Genomic DNA, 17359 nt, shown 5'->3' with positions numbered 1-17359 from the left:
GCTACTCCGACTCCGCGAGCGTGTCGCCCACGAGCGTCGAGAGGATCGACGCCTCCTGCAGCTGGCCGAGGATGCGCGAGGCGACCCGGCCCTCCTTGTCGAGGACGATCGTGGTGGGCACCGCGTTCGGCGGCACCTCGCCGGTGAAGGCGAGCTGCACCGAGGAGTCGGTGTCGACGATCGAGGGGTAGGTGAGTCCGTAGTTCGCGGAGAACGCGGCAGCCGTCGGCGCCTGGTCGCGCACGTTCACGCCGACGAACGAGACGTCCTGGTCGGCGAACTCGGTGTTGACCGTCTCGAGATCGGCCGCCTCGGCACGGCAGGGAGCGCAGCTGGCGTACCAGAAGTTGACCACCACGACGCGGCCGGCGAGATCCGCGGAGTCGATGGTCGCGCCGTCCTCGTCGGTCCCGGTGAACACGATCGCCTCGCCCCGCTGGTCGACGGGGACCTCCTTGATCGTGCCGTCGCCCGAGATGAAGCCGTTGTTCGTGCCTTGCCGGTAGTCCTCGGCGAGCTTGTCGCGGGTGCAGCCGCTCAGCGCGAGGGCGCCGACGAGCACGAGCACGCCGAGCGCGCGGGTCCGGCGCATCAGACGGCTCCGACGTCGGTCGCGAGACCCTGGAGGCCGGCCGCCGGGTCGGAGTAGCCGACCTCGACGAAGCGATCGCCCCGGCGCTCGAAGGTGGTGATGCTCGACAGCGCGCAGCGGCGCTTGCGCGGATCGTGGAAGAGCTTCTCCCCCGCGATCGCGCGGTGGGTGGTCCAGATCGGCAGCTGGTGGCTGACGAGCGCGGCGTCGCCGGAGGCCGTGCCCTGCCAGGCGGACTCGAGCGCCGCGTACATCCGCGCCGAGATGGAGAGGTAGGGCTCGCCCCAGCTGGGCTCGAAGGGGTTGCGGAGCAGCGGCCAGCTGCGCGGGTCCTTGAGCGCCGAGTTGCGGGCGGCGACGCGCTTGCCCTCGAAGCGGTTGGTCGGCTCGATCAGGCGCTCGTCGGTGACGATCTCGAGCTCGAAGGTCTGCGAGATCGGCTGAGCCGACTCCTGCGTGCGCTGCAGCGGCGAGGCGAACAGCGCCGTGACGGGGCGGCGGCGCTCGAGCAGGTCGTCGGCGGCGGAGCGCGCCATCCGGTTGCCCAGGTCCGAGAGCCGGAAGTGCGGGAGTCGCCCGTAGAGGACCCGGTCGGGGTTGAAGACCTCGCCGTGCCGCACGAGATGGATCTGATCGGCAACCACGAGCGTCAAGTGTACGGAACGCCGCGTGGAGGAACGCCGGGAATAGGGACGGCCGATCCGCACCTGTGCCGTGCCCGGCTGCGGCGGGCGGTCAACGCCGCGCGCTCACCGCCGCGGAGAGCCGGCGGACCAGGGAGCCGGGCAGGTGGCGCACCACGCTGATCGGCACGCCGAACCTCCAGGAGGGGATCGAGACGACCGAGCCGCGCGCCACGTCGCGCAGGAACTCCTCGACCACCGCGTCCGCGTCGAGCCAGAGGAAGGAGGGGATCGAGGCGGTGTCCATCGCCGCGCGCTCGTGGAACTCGGTGCGCACCCAGCCCGGGCAGAGCGCCGCGGCCCGCACGCCCGTACCGCGCAGCTCGACCGCCAGCGACTGGGTGAAGGCCGTCGCCCAGGCCTTGATCGCCGAGTACGGCCCGAGGTTCACGAAGCCGGCGACGCTCGACACGGTGAGGATCGCCCCGCGCCTGCGGCCGACCATCGCCTGCGCCGCGGCGCCGGAGAGCACTGACACGGAGCGGACCATCACCTCGAACGCCTCGTCCTGCGCCGCGACGTCGGGCTCGGCGAAGCTGCCGTCGATCCCGAAGCCGGCGTTGTTGACCAGCACCCGGACGGGCCGCTCGGGGTCGACGAGCCGGACGCGCACCCGCTCGACGTCGTCGCGGTCGGAGAGGTCGGCGGGCAGCACCTCGACGCGCGGGGCGCCGAGCGCGCGGAAGGCGGCGGCCGCCTCCTCGAGCCGGCCCCGGTCGCGCGCGACGAGGACGAGGTCGAAGCCCCGGCGGGCGAAGGCGCGCGCGAACGCGGCGCCGATGCCCGTGGACGCTCCGGTGATCAGTGCGGTGCTCATGCGGGCGACGCTACCGCGCCGCGGACCGCCGACCGGCCGGCACCGCGGCGCCCACTCTCCCAGGGCGGCCGCCCGGCATCGAGCGGGGAGTGCGTCATCGGACCGCAAGGCCGTTACCTGTACTCCGACCCTGCATTTCCACTTCTGGAGCTTCATCACCACACCGCTCACCTCTCGGCTTCTCCGACGATAGGGAAAAGCACCGACCACGAGTGACGTCGCGTTCGAAGAACCGATCCGAACGATGAGGAGAACCGCACGGATATCACCGCGAAAGGCATTCTGCGCCCGCATCATCGATGGCGCAGAACATCGCCTCTTTCCGCCCTCTCCCCCTTATCAGCCTTCATCGGGATCACCACTTCGCTCGTCAGTGCTCGCGCAGAGCTGCCCACGGCCAGATCTGTCCGACGAGACGGTGGACGAGACAGTAGGCGCCGGCGATGACGAGCACCGTTCCGGTGAGGAGGCCCACCTCGGCGACCAGGTATCCCGGAGAGCTGACCGTCGAATCGATCAGCAGCGCCAGGCTCCCACTCCCCGACAACGCCGCGAAGGGCGCCCATCGTCGCCTGCCTGACCGGTGGTCGAGGAGGCCGGACGCGCCGCCGGCGAGTGTTCTGAGACGCCGCCGGACGAGGCGGTGCGCCACACCCCAGGACGCGAGAGATCCGACGGACGTCGCAGCAGCGATCGCAGGGATCACGAGCGCGGGCTCGAGCAACGATCCACCGAGGCCGGCCGCGAGGGCGACGCAACCCGATGAGACGCACTGGGTGACGAGCGAGTCCCGAGCTCGTCCGAGAGCGAACATCGCTCGATTCAGGACGTAGGTGAGGCTGAAGCCGATCAGTCCGACGGCGAGGATCTGCAGTACCTCACCGATGAGCGGCGTTCCCCAGAGCACGTCCGTCAGGAGCGGCGCGGCACCGAGATACAGAACCGTCGAGAGAGACGTGAGCAGAAGAACGACGTCCTCCGTCCGCCGAAGATTCCCGACAGCGGAAGAAAGGTCGCCGTCGCGGACAGCCGTGCTGAGCGGAGTGAACATCGCGGTAGCCACCGACGCGACCACGATGCCGTGCGGCAGCAGGAAGAGCAGCAGAGCGCTCGAGTAGGAGTTGAGGCTGGCGCCGTCGACTCCCCGCTCGTTCAGGGACTCCCCGGCCGCAGTCGCGACGTTCGAGACGACGATGTAGGCGGCTTCAGCCGCCAGGACTCCTCCGAAGACCCACGACGCGTCTCGGGAGACGGACGCGAGCCCACCGAACCCCAGACGCAGCCGGAACGTGTATCCCGTCGAGCGGAGGAACAGGACAGTGATCAGCCCCTGCACCGCGATCGACGCGGTAGCCGTGCCGCAGAGGAGGGCGACCATGCCGGACGTCCATTCGGCGACCGGCTTCTCCGCAGCCTCCGGGTAAGCCACCATGAAAGCCGCGATACCGAGAATGGAGACGAGATTCGCAGCTCCCGGCGCCCAGGCGGCGGGACCGTACTTCTCGGAAGCATTGAGCAACTGGGCCCCCACCGCGAAGACGACGTAGAAGAACACCTGCGGCAGACACCAGTACGCCATCTGAGTGGCGAGTCCGGACCAGCTCTCCGACCAGCGACTCGCATAGAGCGAGACGACGAGGGGCGCCGCGAAGGTGAGGGCGACGGTCACCACCGCGGCGCCCAGCAGGCAGACCGTGAGCATGCGCTCGAGAAGAGCGACTCCCTCCGATCCACTCATTCGCGCATGCACGATCCTCGGAATCAACACGGCACCGAGGACTCCGCCGGCGATGAGTCCGTACAGATAAGTGGGCGCCGAGTTCGCGACTTCGAAGACCTGACCGCCGACGGCACTGCTGGTCCCCCCGACGGCGGAGATGAGAAGGGAGAGTCGCACGAAACCGAGTATTCGCGAGCAGAGAGAGGCGAGCGCTATCCTCCCACTCGGGGATCGCGACAGGCCCAGTGTGATCATCGGCCGATTTTACGGGACCTTTCGGACATCCTTTCTCGCCCGCCTTCTCACTCACGTCATTCGTGAATTCGTGAAAGGCGAAGAATCTCAGCGGAAAGCGGCAGATGCTGCTCGCCTTCGCGCCGGACAGGACGGTCGATCTCCGGCGGCTGCGGATAAGGAGCTGGACCCCTTGCGCGTCGTCTCGACGAGTGGCCGTGCTACCGCGCCGCGGACCGCCGCCCTTCCGGCACCGCGGCGCACGGCTCGCCCGCCGACAACCGCCCGTCCCGCATCGTCGCGACGCGGTCGAGTCGCGGGAGGTGTGCCTCCTCGTGCGTCACCAGGAGCGTCGCCGTGCCGCGCTCGCGGGTGAGGCGGACGATCAGGTCGACGATCGCCGCGCCGCGCTCGGTGTCCAGGGCGCTCGTCGGCTCGTCGACCAGCAGGACCGACGGCGCGTTCATCAGCGCGCGGGCGATGTTCACCCGCTGCCGCTGACCGCCGGAGAGCTGCGCCGGGCGGGCGTGGGCGCGGTCCGCGAGACCGACCTCCGCGAGCAGCTCGTCCGCCCGCGCCGACGCCGAGCTCCGCCGCCGGTCGCCGAGCCGGTCCATCGCCAGCAGCTGCTCGCGGGCGGTCAGCGCGGGCAGCAGGTTCGCCTGCTGGAAGACGATGCCGATCCGAGAGCGGCGCAGCCGGGCCGCCCCCGCGCGGGACAGGCGCGACACGTCGTCGCCGTCGATCAGCACGCGGCCGGAGTCCGGGCGGATCAGCGTCGCCGCCAGGGCGAGCAGGCTGGACTTGCCGGAGCCGCTCGGGCCGGTCAGCCCGGTCACGGTCCCCGGCCGGCACTCGAGGTCGGCCCGGTCGACGGCGGTGAGGCGCGAGCCGCCGTCGTCGAAGGTGAGGGTGGCGTCGTGCAGTTCGATCATCGTGCGCTCCCGAGTGCGGTGAGGGGGTCGGTGGAGACGACGGCGCGCAGGGCCGCGGCGGCGCCGAGCAGCCCCAGCGCGATCATCAGCGCGGCCGGGGCCAGCGTGGTCACGGGACTGAGCAGGAAGGGCAGGGCGGAGCCGGCCAGGCTCCCGAGCCCGACCACGGCGAGCAGCCCCGCCCCCGTCCCGGCGATCAGCACGACGAGGGCCTGGCCGAGGGAGTCCCGGAGCAGCGAGCGCGTCGATGCGCCGAGGGCCTTCAGCACGGCGATGTCGCCGGAGCGCTGCATCGTCCAGACCGTGAAGAACGCGCCGACGACCAGCGCGGCGATCCCGAAGAGCATCGCGACCATCAGCAGCAGCGAGCCGATCTCGGACCGGAACGACCCGATCGCGGTGAGCGCGGCGAGCGGAGCGCGCGAGACCATGCTGGTCGCCGCCTCCCCCGCCGCCCAGTCCGGCGAGCCGCGCACCGCGAGGACGGTCGCGTCGGCCGGTGTGCCGAGCGAGGCCGCGAGCGCCTGCCAGGCGGCGAGCGGGAGGCGGACGACGGGGGTGTGGCTGTACCAGTCGTCGCCGCCGATCGAGGAGACCACGGCGGTGGTGCCCGCGATGCTCACGGTGTCGCCGACTCCGACGCCGAGCGCTTCCGCCGCCGGGGCCGAGAGCGCGATGCCGCCCGGGTCGGCCGGCGCCCCGAGCGCCGCGTCGACCCCGAGGACGGCGACCGCGACGCGCGCTCCGCCCGCCTCCGCCCGAGCCTGCAGCACGCCGAGCGGCTCGACGGACGCGACGCCCGGCAGCGCCGCCCACTCCGCCTCCTGCTGCGCGGTGACCGAGGAGTCGGCGAACGAGGGTGCGTCGTCGCCGGCCGAGAAGACGAGGCGGTCGGCGGGGACGCCGAGCACCGCCGAGACGTTCTGCAGGGCCAGGCCGCCGGTCAGGCCGGAGAGGAACCCCACCAGGAGGGTGAGCAGCGCGACCACCGCGCCGATGAGCAGGAATCGGCCGCGTGCGGAACGCAGCTCGCGCCAGGCGACGAACACGGGGACCTCCAGGGAGTCGATGCCGCGGGGATCGGCGGCCCCTCCAGCCTGGAAGCGGCGCGGTTCCGGCGCATCGTGCGGTCGACCGGGGCCGCCGCCCGCTCTTCGAGGGACGGCCGCCTCCTCCTTTCGCACGATGACAGGCAGCCCCGCGGTGCGTAGCGTTCCCCCGTGCCGCACACTCCGCTCGCCCCCGTCCTGACGGGACTGCGCGCCGGACTGCACCTCCTGGTCGGCGGCCTGCTCGTCCTGGTCGCCGTGCGCACGCTCGTCGAGCCCGGCCCGCGCACCCCCGCGGTGCTCCTGCTCTGCCTCCTCCTGCTCGGCGCGTACCTCGCCGGCCCGCGCTGGACGGCCCGCTCGCGCCGCCGCGGGATGCTGTGGCTCGCGGGAGTGACCCTCGCCTGGGCCGCTCTCGTCCTGCTCGAGTCCGACGCCGCCTACCTCGCGTTCCCGCTGTTCTTCCTGGCGATGCACGTGCTGCCCCCGCGAGCGGCGATCGCCGCGGTGCTCGGGCTCACCGGCATCGCCGTCGCCGCCCTCGGCTGGGACGGCCGCTGGAGCATCGGCGGGGTCGTCGGCCCGGTGATCGCCGCCGGGATCGCGATCCTGATCGGCCTCGCCGCGCGCGCCCTCGCCCGGGAGGCGCGCGAGCGGGAGGAGCTGCTCGCCGAGCTGCTCGCCACCCGCGACCGGCTCGGCGCGAGCGAGCGCGCGGCCGCCGTCGCCGAGGAGCGCTCGCGGCTGGCCCGCGAGATCCACGACACCGTCGCACAGGGTCTGTCGAGCATCCAGATGCTGCTGCACGCGGCCGAGCGCGCGGATCCGGGGCGGCCGGGGATCGAGCACGTCCGGCTCGCCCGGGAGACGGCCGCCGCCGATCTGGACGAGACCCGGCGCTTCATCCGCGAGCTCGCCCCGCCCGCCCTCGACGACGAGAGCATCGACGGAGCGCTGCGGCGACTGGCCGCCACGCACTGGGAGCGCTCGGGAGTCGTCGTGACGGTCGACGCCGAGGACGGCCGCGCGCTGCCGATGCAGACGCAGACGGCGCTGCTCCGGCTCGCCCAGGGCGCGGTCGCGAACGCGCTGCAGCACTCGGGAGCGAGCACGGTCGCGCTGACGCTCCGCAGCGACGGTCGCACCGCCCGCCTCGAGATCGCGGACGACGGGGCCGGCTTCGATCCCGAGGCGGACACCCCCTCGGCCCGGCCCGACTCCTTCGGCCTGCGGGCGATGCGCGAGCGGGCCGAGCAGCTCGGCGGGCGGCTGGACGTCGACTCCTCGCCGGCCGGGACGACGGTCCGCGCCGAGCTCCCCGCGGGGGGCGCCGCGTGATCCGCGTCCTCCTCGTCGACGACCACCCCATCGTCCGCGCGGGGCTGCGCGCGCTGATCGGCGCGGAGGACGGGCTGACCGTGGTCGGCGAGGCCGGCTCCCCCGCGGAGGCGATCAGCGCCGCCGCCCGCCTGCACCCGGACGTGGTGCTGATGGACCTGCGCTTCGGCGCCGACCGGGAGACCGGCGTCGACGCGACGCGGGCGCTGCGCTCCTCCGCCGAGCCGCCCTCCGTCCTCGTCCTCACGACCTACGACACCGACGCGGACATCCTGGGCGCGGTGGAGGCCGGCGCGAGCGGCTACCTGCTCAAGGACGCGCCGCCGGAGGAGCTGCTCGCGGCGATCCGCGCGGCCGCCGCCGGCGAGAGCGCGCTCGCGCCCGCCGTCGCCGCGCGGCTGTTCGAGCGGCTCCGCTCCCCCGCGCCGCGGCTCAGCGCCCGCGAGACCGAGGTGCTCGCCCTCGTCGCCCAGGGCCTCAGCAACACCGAGGTCGCCGCCCGGCTGTTCGTGACCGAGACCACCGTCAAGTCGCACCTCGCGCACGTGTTCGCGAAGCTCGGCGTCACCTCCCGCACCGCCGCCGTCTCGGCGGCCCGCCGCCTGGGCGTGCTGCGCTGACCCCTCAGCGGACCCCGCGGGTAGACTCCCCTACCGTGACCGACGAGACCCGCCTCCCCCGAACCACCGTCAGCAAGCTCGCCGCGCTCGAGGACGGGCCGGTGCGCGTCGCCGGCTGGGTCGAGACCGTGCGCGATCAGAAGAAGGTGCAGTTCGTCGTCCTCCGCGACGAGTCCGGCGCCGTGCAGCTGGTGAACCCGGCCGTCCGCGAGGCCGTCGAGGGCGACGACGCCTCCGCCGCGAAGCTCGCGATCACCGAGGCGATCTCCGGGCTCGCGCAGGGCTCGTTCGTCAGCGTGACCGGTCAACTCAAGCACGACGAGCGCGTCAAGCTCGGCGGCCTCGAGGTCAAGCTCGAGACGCTCGAGATCGTCAGCGCATCGATCCCCGAGGCGCCGATCGCGGCCGACTCCGGCATCGACAAGCGGATGGACTGGCGCTTCCTCGACCTGCGCCGCCCCGAGCAGAACCTGATCGCCCGGGTGCAGACCACGTTCGAGCACGCGCTGCGCACGTACTGGATCGAGCACGACTTCATCGAGATCCACACCCCGAAGCTGATGGCGAGCGCCTCCGAGTCGCGCGCCGAGCTCTTCGAGGTCGAGTACTTCGAGACCAAGGCGTACCTCGCCCAGAGCCCGCAGTTCTTCAAGCAGATGGCGCAGCCGGCCGGCTTCGGCAAGGTCTTCGAGGTCGGGCCCGCGTTCCGCGCCGACCCGAGCTTCACCTCGCGGCACGCGACCGAGTTCACCAGCGTCGACGCCGAGGTCTCCTGGATCGACTCGCACGAGGACGTGATGGAGCTGCACGAGCAGCTCATCGTCGCCGGCCTGACCGCGGTCGTCGAGAAGCACGGCGAGGCGATCAAGGCGCTCTTCGACATCGACCTGCGCGTGCCGACCACGCCGTTCCCGCGCATCCCGCTCGCCGAGGCCAAGCGGATCGTCGCCGAGCGCGGCTACGAGGTGCCCCGCGCCGACGACGACATGGACCCCGAGGGCGAGCGCCGCATCGCGGCCTACGTGCAGGAGGAGTTCGGCCACGACTTCGTCTTCCTGACCGACTACGCCTCGAGCATCCGGCCGTTCTACCACATGCGCCGCGAGGGCGACGGGACGATCACCAACAGCTACGACCTCATCTACAACGGCGTCGAGATCTCCACCGGAGCGCAGCGCGAGCACCGCGTCGACGTCCTCGTCGAGCAGGCGCGCGAGAAGGGCCTGGAGCCGGAGGAGCTCGAGTTCTACCTCGACTTCTTCCGCTACGGCGTCCCGCCGCACGGCGGCTTCGGCATGGGCCTCTCCCGCGTCATCATGCTGATGCTCGGCCAGGCGAACCTCCGCGAGGTCACTTACCTCTTCCGCGGGCCGACGCGCCTGCTGCCGTAGGCGCCGGCGCCTCGCCCCATGCTGATCGAGTAGCCCTCGCAGAGGGCGTATCGAGATCCACCCGCTTGCACGACGGCGGGTCTCGATACGCCGCTGCGCGGCTACTCGACCAGCAAAAAGGTGCGCATGCGTCCGTTTCATGCTGATCGAGTAGCCCGCGGAGCGGGCGTATCGAGATCCGCGCGTCAGCGGGGCAGGCGCTCGTACGGGACGCGGCGGCTGAGCCAGGCGAGCAGCCCGGCGACGAGCGCCGCGACCGCCGCGGGGACGAGCAGCAGCCAGAGCGCCGACGTGACCGCGACGAGCGCGAGCGCCACCGCGGCGACGCCGGCGCCGATCGCGAAGTTCCAGCGCACGTCGGTCGCCACCCCGGCCTCCGGTCGCGCCCAGAGCACGACGAGCGCCGTCGCGATCGGGCCGAGCAGCAGCCCGAGCACGAACCAGCGCCAGCGCGAGCGGCCCTTCTGCTCGGCGAGGCCGGCCGTGACGATGGCGAGAGCGAACCAGAGCCAGCCGGAGCCTTGCGTGAGTGTCATGCCCGGAGCCTACGGCGCGGGCAGGATCATCAGGTCGAGGTAGTCGGTCAGGCAGGCCACCATGTCGACCGCGTCGTTCTCCAGCAGCCACTGCAGCTGGATGCCGTCCCAGAGCGCGATGATCGAGGCGGCCACCCGGTCCGGATCCGCGCCCTCGCGCAGCCGGCCCGCGGCGCGCAGCTCCCGGAGCTGGCCGGCGTAGTCCGCGCGCAGCCGCTGGAAGCGCGACGCGAAGAAGTCCCGCCCCGGGTGCTCGTCGGTCGTCGACTCGCCGCAGAGCACCGCGTAGAGCTCGATCACCCCGGGCGCCGTCTCGTTGTAGCGGGTCTGGCGGACGATGCCCTCGACGAGCCCCTCCTCGGGATCGGCGGGCGTCGAGCCGTCGCCCGTGATCCGGTCGCGATGCTGCAGCACGGCCAGGAGCAGATCGGTCTTCGACGGGAAGTAGTGCAGCAGGCTCGTCTGGCTGAGCCCGACCCGGTCGGCGACGTCCTGCAGCGAGCCGCGAGCGTAGCCGCGGGCGGCGAAGACCGCGTGCGCCGCCTCGATGATCGCGCGCCGCCGCTCGGCCGACTTCGCGTAGGGGCCGCGGCGCGCGCTCCGGGTGGTGCCCGCCTCCGCCATCAGCCGCTCCTCGCCCTCGAAGTGCCGGCTGCGCAGCCGGTCGATCGCCCAGCGTAGCGCGCGCTCGGAGCGACCGAGCGGTGCCGTCCACCAATTTCGAGTAGGCACTCGAAATTGTGATAGCGTCCGGATCAGCCGGGCGGACTGGTCCCGGACTCCACCACGATGAAGTGAGGGACACATGCATCCGTTCACCCGGCGACAGCTGCTCGCCGCGGGCCTCGGCACCGCGGCACTCGGCGGCCTCACCGCCTGCTCCACGCCCGGCACCGTCTCGGTCAACGCCGGCGCGGCGATCCCGGCGGCCGACGGGCCGATCCGGCTCCAGTACTGGGCCTGGCTCAAGGACCTGCAGAAGGTCTGCGACGTCTGGAACGCCTCGCACCCCGAGGTCCAGGTCGACGCGGTCTGGATCCCCGGCGGCAACGCCGGCGGCTATCAGAAGCTCTACTCGGCCCTCGCGGCCGGCGGCGGGCCCGACCTCGGCCAGGTCGAGATGCGCTCGCTCCCCGAGTTCCTGCTCGTGAACGGCCTCGTCGACCTCAACCGCTACGGCGCCGAGGACTACGCCGACCGCTACGACCCCACGCTCTGGGGCCAGGTCAGCTACACCGGCGGCGTCTACGGGATCCCGCAGGACAGCGGTCCGATGGCGCTGTTCTACCAGCCGGAGATCTTCGACAGCGTCGGCGCCGAGACGCCCACCACCTGGGACGACTGGGCCGCGGTCGCGACCGAGCTGCGCGGCGTCGACTCCTACATCGACTGCTTCCCGCTCGCCGACGCCTCCGTCTTCGCCGCGTTCGCGACGCAGGCCGGCGCGCAGTGGCTGACGGCGGAGGAGGACGGCTGGGTCATCGACATGACCGACGAGGCCACCACGAAGGTCGCCGCCTTCTTCGACTCCGCGATCGACCAGGACCTGGTCGAGGTCGGCTACGGCGCCTACTCCCCCGCCTGGTTCGCGGCCGCCGCGAACGGCGGGATCGCCTCCTGCACGACCGCGAGCTGGGGCGACGCCCTGATCGAGGGCGTCAGCGGCGGCGCCGGCAAGTGGCGCGCGGCGCCGATGCCGGTCTGGGAGGGCACGGGCTACGGCTCGAGCTTCCTCGGCGGCTCGACGGCCGCGGTCTTCGCGAACAGCAAGCACCCGAAGGAGGCGCTCGAGTTCGCCGTCTGGATGACCACCTCGCAGGAGGGCATCGACGCGATGATCGCCAACAGCGGCATCGGCTGGTCCCCGGCGGTCGGCGAGATCGGCTCGGTCCGGAAGGGCCCGAGCGACTTCTTCAGCGGCCAGAACTACAACGAGGACGTCTTCGTCCCCGCGGCCACGGAGCAGAACCCGGACTGGTCCTGGTGGCCGGTGACGCAGCAGTCGTTCAACATCCTCAGCGACGGCTTCCGCAAGAAGGCGTCCGGGCTCTCGCTCGTCGACGCCGTCGCGCAGGCGGAGCAGCAGATCATCACGGTCTTCCAGAACAAGGGCCTCAGCATCAGGAAGGCCTCCGCATGACCACCACGACCTCCCCCGCCGCCGCCGCGGTCGCCGCCACCTCGAAGGCGCCCGGCACCTCGAAGCGGAGCCGCTCCGTCACCCGCGCCCCGTGGATCCTGCTGGCGCCGTTCCTGGCGCTCTTCGTCCTCACCTTCATCATCCCGATCGTCGTCGCCATCGGCTCGAGCTTCACGAAGGTGACCCGCTCGGGCCTCTTCGGCGAGGCGGGCGTGACCAGCGGCTTCGCCGGCTTCGACAACTACGCGCAGGCCCTCGCCGACGGCAACTTCATCGCCTCGATCGGCCGGATGTTCCTCTTCGGCATCGTGCAGGTGCCGATCATGATCGCGCTGTGCACGGTGCTCGCGCTGATGCTCGAGTCCGCCTCCGCGCGCTTCCCCGGCTTCTTCCGCGCCGCCTACTTCCTGCCCTACGGCGTCCCGGGCGTCATCGCGACGATCCTGTGGTCCTTCCTCTACGTGCCCGGGCTCAGCCCGATCATCGACGCCGCGAACGTGGTCGGCCTCGACCCCGACTTCCTCGGCGCGAACTCGGTGCTCTGGTCGATCGCGAACATCTCGCTCTGGAGCTACACCGGCTACAACATGCTGATCATCGTCGCTCAGCTGAAGTCGATCCCGGTCGAGCTCTACGAGGCCGCGAAGGTCGACGGAGCCTCCACCTGGCGGGTCGCGCGGAGCATCCAGCTCCCGCTGATCCGCCCGGCCCTCGTGCTCACGACGATCTTCTCGATCATCGGCACGCTCCAGCTGTTCGCCGAGGCGCAGGTGCTGAAGACGGTCGCACCCGCGATCGACAGCCAGTACACGCCGAACCTCAGCGCGTACACCACCGCCTTCGCCTACAACGACTACAACGTCGCCGCCGCGCAGGCCGTGCTGATCGCGCTCGTCGCGTTCGCCCTCTCCTTCACGTTCCTCTCGATCTCGAACAGGAAGTCCTCATGAGCACGACGGAGCGCGCCACCGCCGATGCGCCCACGACCACCGGCATCGTCACCGCAGAACGGCCCGCGAAGGCCGGCCGCGGCCCCGACCGCTCGGCCGGACGCAACCGCGCCTCGACGATCATCGTCACCGCGATCCTCGTCGTCGTCGCGATCTACTTCCTGATCCCGGTCTACTGGGTCGTCGTCGCCGCGACGAAGACCACCGGCGACCTCTTCGCCACCTACGGCTTCTGGTTCGCGCCGACCTTCGCGCTCTGGGACAACCTGGGCCAGGTGCTGACCTACGACGGCGGCATCTTCGTCCGCTGGTTCCTCAACTCCGTCCTCTACGCCGGCGTCGGTGCGCTGCTCGCGACCTACCTCGCGGCCGCGGGCGGCTACGCGCTGGCGAAGTACGAGTTCAAGGGCAGCAAGCTCGTCTTCGGCACGATCCTCGCGGGCGTCCTCGTCCCCGGGACCGCCACCGCGCTCCCGCTGTTCCTGCTCTTCAGCCAGATGGGCATCGCGAACACCTACTGGAGCGTGCTGATCCCCTCGCTGGTCTCGCCGTTCGGCCTGTTCCTCTGCCGGATCTACGCGCAGGCGACGGTCGACACGGCCATCATCGAGGCCGCCAGGATCGACGGCGCGAGCGAGCTGCGGATCTTCCACACCCTCGGGCTGCGGATCCTCACCCCGGCGCTGGTCACCGTGTTCCTCTTCCAGCTGGTCGGGATCTGGAACAACTACTTCCTGCCGCTCGTGATGCTCTCGGACACCGAGCTCTTCCCGATCACCCTCGGCCTGAACAACTGGCTCAGCCAGGTGGACCGGCTGCCCGAGTTCTACGAGCTCACGACCGGCGGCGTCCTGCTGTCGATCATCCCGCTCGCCATCGCCATGATCGTGCTGCAGCGCTTCTGGCGCGGCGGCCTGACCGAAGGATCCGTCAAGTGACCCTCGCCCCGACGTCCCCCCACTACCTCGCCGACACCGGCCCCGGCTCCGGCCGCCGCCGCGCCGCCCGCTCGTGGCTGCACACCGACGCACCGACGCTCTCGCTCGACGGGGACTGGCGCTTCCGCCTGCTCCCCGCCGCACCGGGCACGCCCGGCGGCGCCGACGCGCTGCCCGAGGGCGAGGGGGTGGACGACGTCGGGGCGGAGTCCTTCGACGACTCCGGCTGGGACGTGCTGCCCGTCCCGTCGCACTGGGTCCTCCAGGGCGACGGGCGCTACGGACTCCCCGCCTACACGAACGTGCAGTTCCCCTTCCCGACCGAGCCGCCGTTCGTCCCGGACGAGAACCCGACCGGCGACCACCGCCGCAGCTTCGAGCTGCCGGAGTCCTTCGCCGGCGCCGAGGCGGTCGTGCTCCGCTTCGACGGCGTCGAGTCGCGCTACCGCGTCTGGGTCAACGGCGTCGAGATCGGCATCGGCTCCGGCAGCCGGCTCGCGCAGGAGTTCGACGTCACCGAGGCGGTGCGGCCCGGCGAGAACCTCGTCGTCGTCCGCGTGCACCAGTGGTCCGCCGCGAGCTACGTCGAGGACCAGGACCAGTGGTGGCTGCCGGGGATCTTCCGCTCGGTGCACCTGATCGCCCGCCCGGTCGGCGGCGTCGAGGACGTCTTCGTGCGCGCCTCCTTCGCCGCCGGCGCGGGCCGGATCGAGACCGAGCTGACGGCGGACGACGCGGCCTTCCCGGTCACCCTCCGCGTCCCCGAGCTCGGGATCGAGACGGTCTGGGCGAGCGCCGCGGACGTCGCTCCGATCGAGGTGCCGGCCGTCGAGCCGTGGTCGGCGGAGGCGCCCCGCCTCTACGACGCCGAGGTCGCCTCCTCGGGCGAGACGGTCTCGCTCCGCCTGGGCTTCCGCACCGTCGAGATCCGCGGCGACCGCTTCCTGGTCAACGGCGAGCGCGTCGTCTTCCACGGCGTCAACCGCCACGAGACGCACCCCGACCGCGGCCGCGCCTTCGACGAGGACTTCGCCCGAGCGGACCTCGCGATGATGAAGCGGTTCAACGTCAACGCGATCCGCACCAGCCACTACCCGCCGCACCCGCGCCTGCTCGACCTCGCCGACGAGCTCGGCTTCTGGGTGATCCTCGAGTGCGACCTCGAGACCCACGGCTTCGAGCGCTACGGCTGGAAGGGCAACCCCAGCGACGACCCGGCCTGGCGCGAGGCGTACCTCGACCGGATCGAGCGCACCGTCGAGCGCGACAAGAACCACCCGAGCATCGTGATCTGGTCGCTCGGCAACGAGGCCGGCACCGGCGCGAACCTCGCCGCCATGTCGTCCTGGGTGCACGGCCGCGACCCCGAGCGCCCCGTGCACTACGAGGGCGACTACACCGGCGCCTACACCGACGTCTACTCGCGGATGTACTCGTCGATCCCCGAGACCGAGCAGATCGGCCGCGACGACTCGCGGACGCCGCTGCTCGGCTGCTCCGCGGGCGAGTCGGCGCGCCAGCGCTCGAAGCCGTTCCTGCTCTGCGAGTACGTGCACGCGATGGGCAACGGCCCCGGAGCGATCGACCAGTACGAGGACCTCGTCGACCGCTACCCGCGGCTGCACGGCGGCTTCGTCTGGGAGTGGCGCGACCACGGTCTGCGCGCCCGCACTCCCGAGGGCGTCGAGTACTACGCCTACGGCGGCGACTTCGGCGAGGTCGTGCATGACGGCAACTTCGTGATGGACGGCATGGTCCTCTCCGACGGCACGCCGAGTCCGGGGCTGTTCGAGTGGAAGCAGATCGTCGCGCCGGTGCGCGTCACGGTCGAACCCGACGGCGTGCGGATCGAGAACCGCCGGCACGACGCGTCGACCGCCGACCTGCGCTTCGCCTGGCGGGTCGAGCTCGACGGCCGGGTCGCTGCGGAGGGCGTGCTCGACGCTCCGGCGATCGCGGCGGGCGACTCCGCTCGGCTCGCGCTGCCCTCCTTCGACGTGCCGACCGGCGGCGAGGCGTGGCTGACCGTCGACGCGGCGCTCGCGTCGAGCACGGTCTGGGCCGAGGAGGGGCACGTGATCTCGACCGGTCAGCGCCGTCTCTCCGCGCTCGCACCGATGCCCGCCTGGGCCCGCTCGCCCCGCGGCGGCGCGTCCGTCGAGGGCGCTCTGGGGCTCGCGAGCTTCCGGAACGGCCGGCTCACCGCGCTGGCCGGGCTGGCGGTCGACGGACCGCGCGCCGAGCTCTGGCGCGCCCCGACCGACAACGACGAGGGCGACGGCTTCCCCGCCTACACCGAGGGCGACCCGCGCACCGGCAACGGCAACGGCGTGCCCGCGCCGTCCTCCGCGTCGCGCTGGCGCAAGGCGGGACTGGACCGGCTGGTCGGCCGGGTCGAGTCGGTCGACACCTCGGCGGGAGTCCGCCGGCGCACCCGCTGGTCCGCCGCCGACCTCGACGCGGCGCTCCTCGTCGAGGAGCAGTGGAGCCTCGACGGCGACGCGGTCGTCCTCCGCGTCGACCTGGTGCCGACCCGCGGCTGGGGCTCGGTCTGGCCGCGGCTGGGCATCCGGCTCGACCTCCCGGCGTCGGTCGACGGCGCGGAGTGGTTCGGCACCGGTCCGCGGGAGTCGTACCCCGACAGCATGCGCGCGACCAGGGTCGGCCGCTTCTCGGCCGGCATCGACGAGCTGAAGACGGAGTACGCGCGCCCGCAGGAGAACGGTCACCGCAGCGCCGTGCGAGAGCTAGTCCTCAGCGAGGGCGGGTCCGCTCGCCTGCGCGTCGAGGCGGCAGCCGACCTGCACGGCCGGCTCCCCGGCTTCACGCTCGCGCGCCACACCGCGCACGAGCTGACGGCGGCGGGCCACCCGCACGAGCTGCCCGCCTCTACCCGCTCGGTGCTCACGATCGACGCCGCCCAGCACGGCCTCGGCTCGCGCGCCTGCGGCCCGGACGTCTGGCCCGACTTCCAGCTGCGCCCGGAGGCCCGCACGATCCTGCTCCGCTTCACCGCCGCCGCCTGACGGACAGCGGGTCTCGATACGCCCTCCGGGCTACTCGACCACCATGAAGGACGGCTGCGCCGCGCTCCTTCGAGGCCTGTGCCTCGCCCCCGCCGCTGCCGGCGCACTCACCATGCTGATCGAGTAGCCCGCGCAGCGGGCGTATCGAGATCCACCACCGTCAGCACCCGGGTCTGCAGACCAGCCGTGCTGAGGACGGCGGGTCTCGATACGCCCCTGCGGGGCTACTCGACCAACATGGGGGGCGCATGCGCCGCTGCGATGCTCGACCGACATGAGGGCGCAGGCCCTGCGGGGCTGCTCGACCAGGACGGGGGCGCGCATCCCCCGGCGCCCTCTTCCGGACATGTCCGCTAGCGGCGCTTGCGGCGCGCGGGCCCGACTCCGGAC

Annotated in this window: 15 protein-coding genes; 7 read left to right on the top strand and 8 right to left on the bottom strand. The window is 72.1% G+C overall.

Translation table 11 applies throughout. The annotated features are described in order from the left end of the window. Position 1 precedes the first annotated feature (1 nt). From MT351_RS03780 to MT351_RS03755, 6 genes are all read right to left on the bottom strand, one after another. Entirely contained in the window at positions 2-592 is a 591-nt protein-coding gene (locus MT351_RS03780; RefSeq protein ID WP_132437524.1) for a TlpA disulfide reductase family protein, read from the bottom strand. After that, entirely contained in the window at positions 592-1236 is a 645-nt protein-coding gene (locus tag MT351_RS03775; protein WP_243581303.1) for a histidine phosphatase family protein, read from the bottom strand. The genes MT351_RS03780 and MT351_RS03775 overlap by 1 nt, the downstream gene beginning before the upstream one ends. 91 nt (positions 1237-1327) lie before the next feature. After that, positions 1328-2092 (bottom strand): SDR family oxidoreductase, encoded by a 765-nt coding sequence (locus MT351_RS03770; RefSeq protein ID WP_132437523.1) that lies wholly within the window; start codon positions 2090-2092, stop codon positions 1328-1330. 370 nt (positions 2093-2462) lie between these two features. Further along, a complete protein-coding gene (gene murJ, locus MT351_RS03765) occupies positions 2463-4067 on the bottom strand; it encodes a murein biosynthesis integral membrane protein MurJ (RefSeq protein ID WP_243581302.1) in 1605 nt (534 codons plus the stop codon). A gap of 200 nt (positions 4068-4267) precedes the next feature. Further along, a complete protein-coding gene (locus MT351_RS03760) occupies positions 4268-4981 on the bottom strand; it encodes an ABC transporter ATP-binding protein (RefSeq protein ID WP_243581301.1) in 714 nt (237 codons plus the stop codon). Next, positions 4978-6030, bottom strand: coding sequence for an ABC transporter permease (locus MT351_RS03755; RefSeq protein WP_243581300.1), 1053 nt, complete (start codon positions 6028-6030; stop codon positions 4978-4980). The genes MT351_RS03760 and MT351_RS03755 overlap by 4 nt, the downstream gene beginning before the upstream one ends. 171 nt (positions 6031-6201) lie before the next feature. Here MT351_RS03755 and MT351_RS03750 point away from each other — a divergent pair, with 171 nt between their 5' ends. Genes MT351_RS03750 through aspS form a run of 3 tightly spaced genes read left to right on the top strand, consistent with a single transcriptional unit; the run spans position 6202 to position 9379 of the window. Beyond that, positions 6202-7368, top strand: a complete 1167-nt coding sequence (locus tag MT351_RS03750; RefSeq protein ID WP_243581299.1) for a sensor histidine kinase — start codon at positions 6202-6204, stop codon at positions 7366-7368. Then, positions 7365-7988 (top strand): response regulator transcription factor, encoded by a 624-nt coding sequence (locus MT351_RS03745; protein WP_243581298.1) that lies wholly within the window; start codon positions 7365-7367, stop codon positions 7986-7988. The genes MT351_RS03750 and MT351_RS03745 overlap by 4 nt, the downstream gene beginning before the upstream one ends. A gap of 35 nt (positions 7989-8023) precedes the next feature. Further along, positions 8024-9379, top strand: coding sequence for an aspartate--tRNA(Asn) ligase (gene aspS / locus MT351_RS03740; protein WP_243581297.1), 1356 nt, complete (start codon positions 8024-8026; stop codon positions 9377-9379). A 185-nt stretch (positions 9380-9564) separates the two neighbouring features. Here aspS and MT351_RS03735 read toward each other — a convergent pair whose 3' ends face one another. Continuing rightward, positions 9565-9915, bottom strand: a complete 351-nt coding sequence (locus MT351_RS03735) for a hypothetical protein (RefSeq protein ID WP_123446611.1) — start codon at positions 9913-9915, stop codon at positions 9565-9567. Between the two features lie 9 nt (positions 9916-9924). Then, the gene (locus MT351_RS03730) at positions 9925-10647 is read right to left on the bottom strand and encodes a TetR/AcrR family transcriptional regulator (protein ID WP_243581296.1); all 723 of its coding nucleotides are present in this window, start codon (positions 10645-10647) and stop codon (positions 9925-9927) included. 73 nt (positions 10648-10720) lie between these two features. Between MT351_RS03730 and MT351_RS03725 the strand changes: the two genes are divergently transcribed. From MT351_RS03725 to MT351_RS03710, 4 genes are read left to right on the top strand one after another with little or no spacing between them, the layout of a single operon-like run. After that, a complete protein-coding gene (locus MT351_RS03725) occupies positions 10721-12055 on the top strand; it encodes an ABC transporter substrate-binding protein (protein WP_243581295.1) in 1335 nt (444 codons plus the stop codon). Then, positions 12052-13005: a carbohydrate ABC transporter permease gene (locus MT351_RS03720; protein ID WP_243581294.1), complete on the top strand. Its 954-nt coding sequence runs from the start codon at positions 12052-12054 to the stop codon at positions 13003-13005. Before MT351_RS03725 ends, MT351_RS03720 begins: the two co-directional genes overlap by 4 nt. After that, positions 13002-13943: a carbohydrate ABC transporter permease gene (locus MT351_RS03715; RefSeq protein WP_123705362.1), complete on the top strand. Its 942-nt coding sequence runs from the start codon at positions 13002-13004 to the stop codon at positions 13941-13943. Before MT351_RS03720 ends, MT351_RS03715 begins: the two co-directional genes overlap by 4 nt. After that, positions 13940-16969 carry a glycoside hydrolase family 2 TIM barrel-domain containing protein gene (locus tag MT351_RS03710; protein WP_243581293.1) on the top strand — a complete coding sequence of 1010 codons (3030 nt, stop codon included), beginning with the start codon at positions 13940-13942 and terminating at the stop codon, positions 16967-16969. The genes MT351_RS03715 and MT351_RS03710 overlap by 4 nt, the downstream gene beginning before the upstream one ends. The last annotated feature ends 390 nt before the right edge of the window (positions 16970-17359 follow it).

Origin of the sequence: Rathayibacter sp. VKM Ac-2926 (assembly GCF_022815565.1) — a bacterium.
Classification (GTDB): domain Bacteria; phylum Actinomycetota; class Actinomycetes; order Actinomycetales; family Microbacteriaceae; genus Rathayibacter; species Rathayibacter festucae.
Note: the sequence above shows the minus strand (reverse complement) of the source record. Positions and strands in the feature narration are given on the sequence as shown.

Coding starts and splice junctions, on each gene's coding strand:
- MT351_RS03780 (WP_132437524.1), bottom strand. CDS start 592: ATGCGCCGGACCCGCGCGCTCGGCGTGCTCGTGCTCGTCGGCGCCCTC.
- MT351_RS03770 (WP_132437523.1), bottom strand. CDS start 2,092: ATGAGCACCGCACTGATCACCGGAGCGTCCACGGGCATCGGCGCCGCG.
- murJ (WP_243581302.1), bottom strand. CDS start 4,067: ATGATCACACTGGGCCTGTCGCGATCCCCGAGTGGGAGGATAGCGCTC.
- MT351_RS03760 (WP_243581301.1), bottom strand. CDS start 4,981: ATGATCGAACTGCACGACGCCACCCTCACCTTCGACGACGGCGGCTCG.
- MT351_RS03735 (WP_123446611.1), bottom strand. CDS start 9,915: ATGACACTCACGCAAGGCTCCGGCTGGCTCTGGTTCGCTCTCGCCATC.
- MT351_RS03725 (WP_243581295.1), top strand. CDS start 10,721: ATGCATCCGTTCACCCGGCGACAGCTGCTCGCCGCGGGCCTCGGCACC.
- MT351_RS03720 (WP_243581294.1), top strand. CDS start 12,052: ATGACCACCACGACCTCCCCCGCCGCCGCCGCGGTCGCCGCCACCTCG.
- MT351_RS03715 (WP_123705362.1), top strand. CDS start 13,002: ATGAGCACGACGGAGCGCGCCACCGCCGATGCGCCCACGACCACCGGC.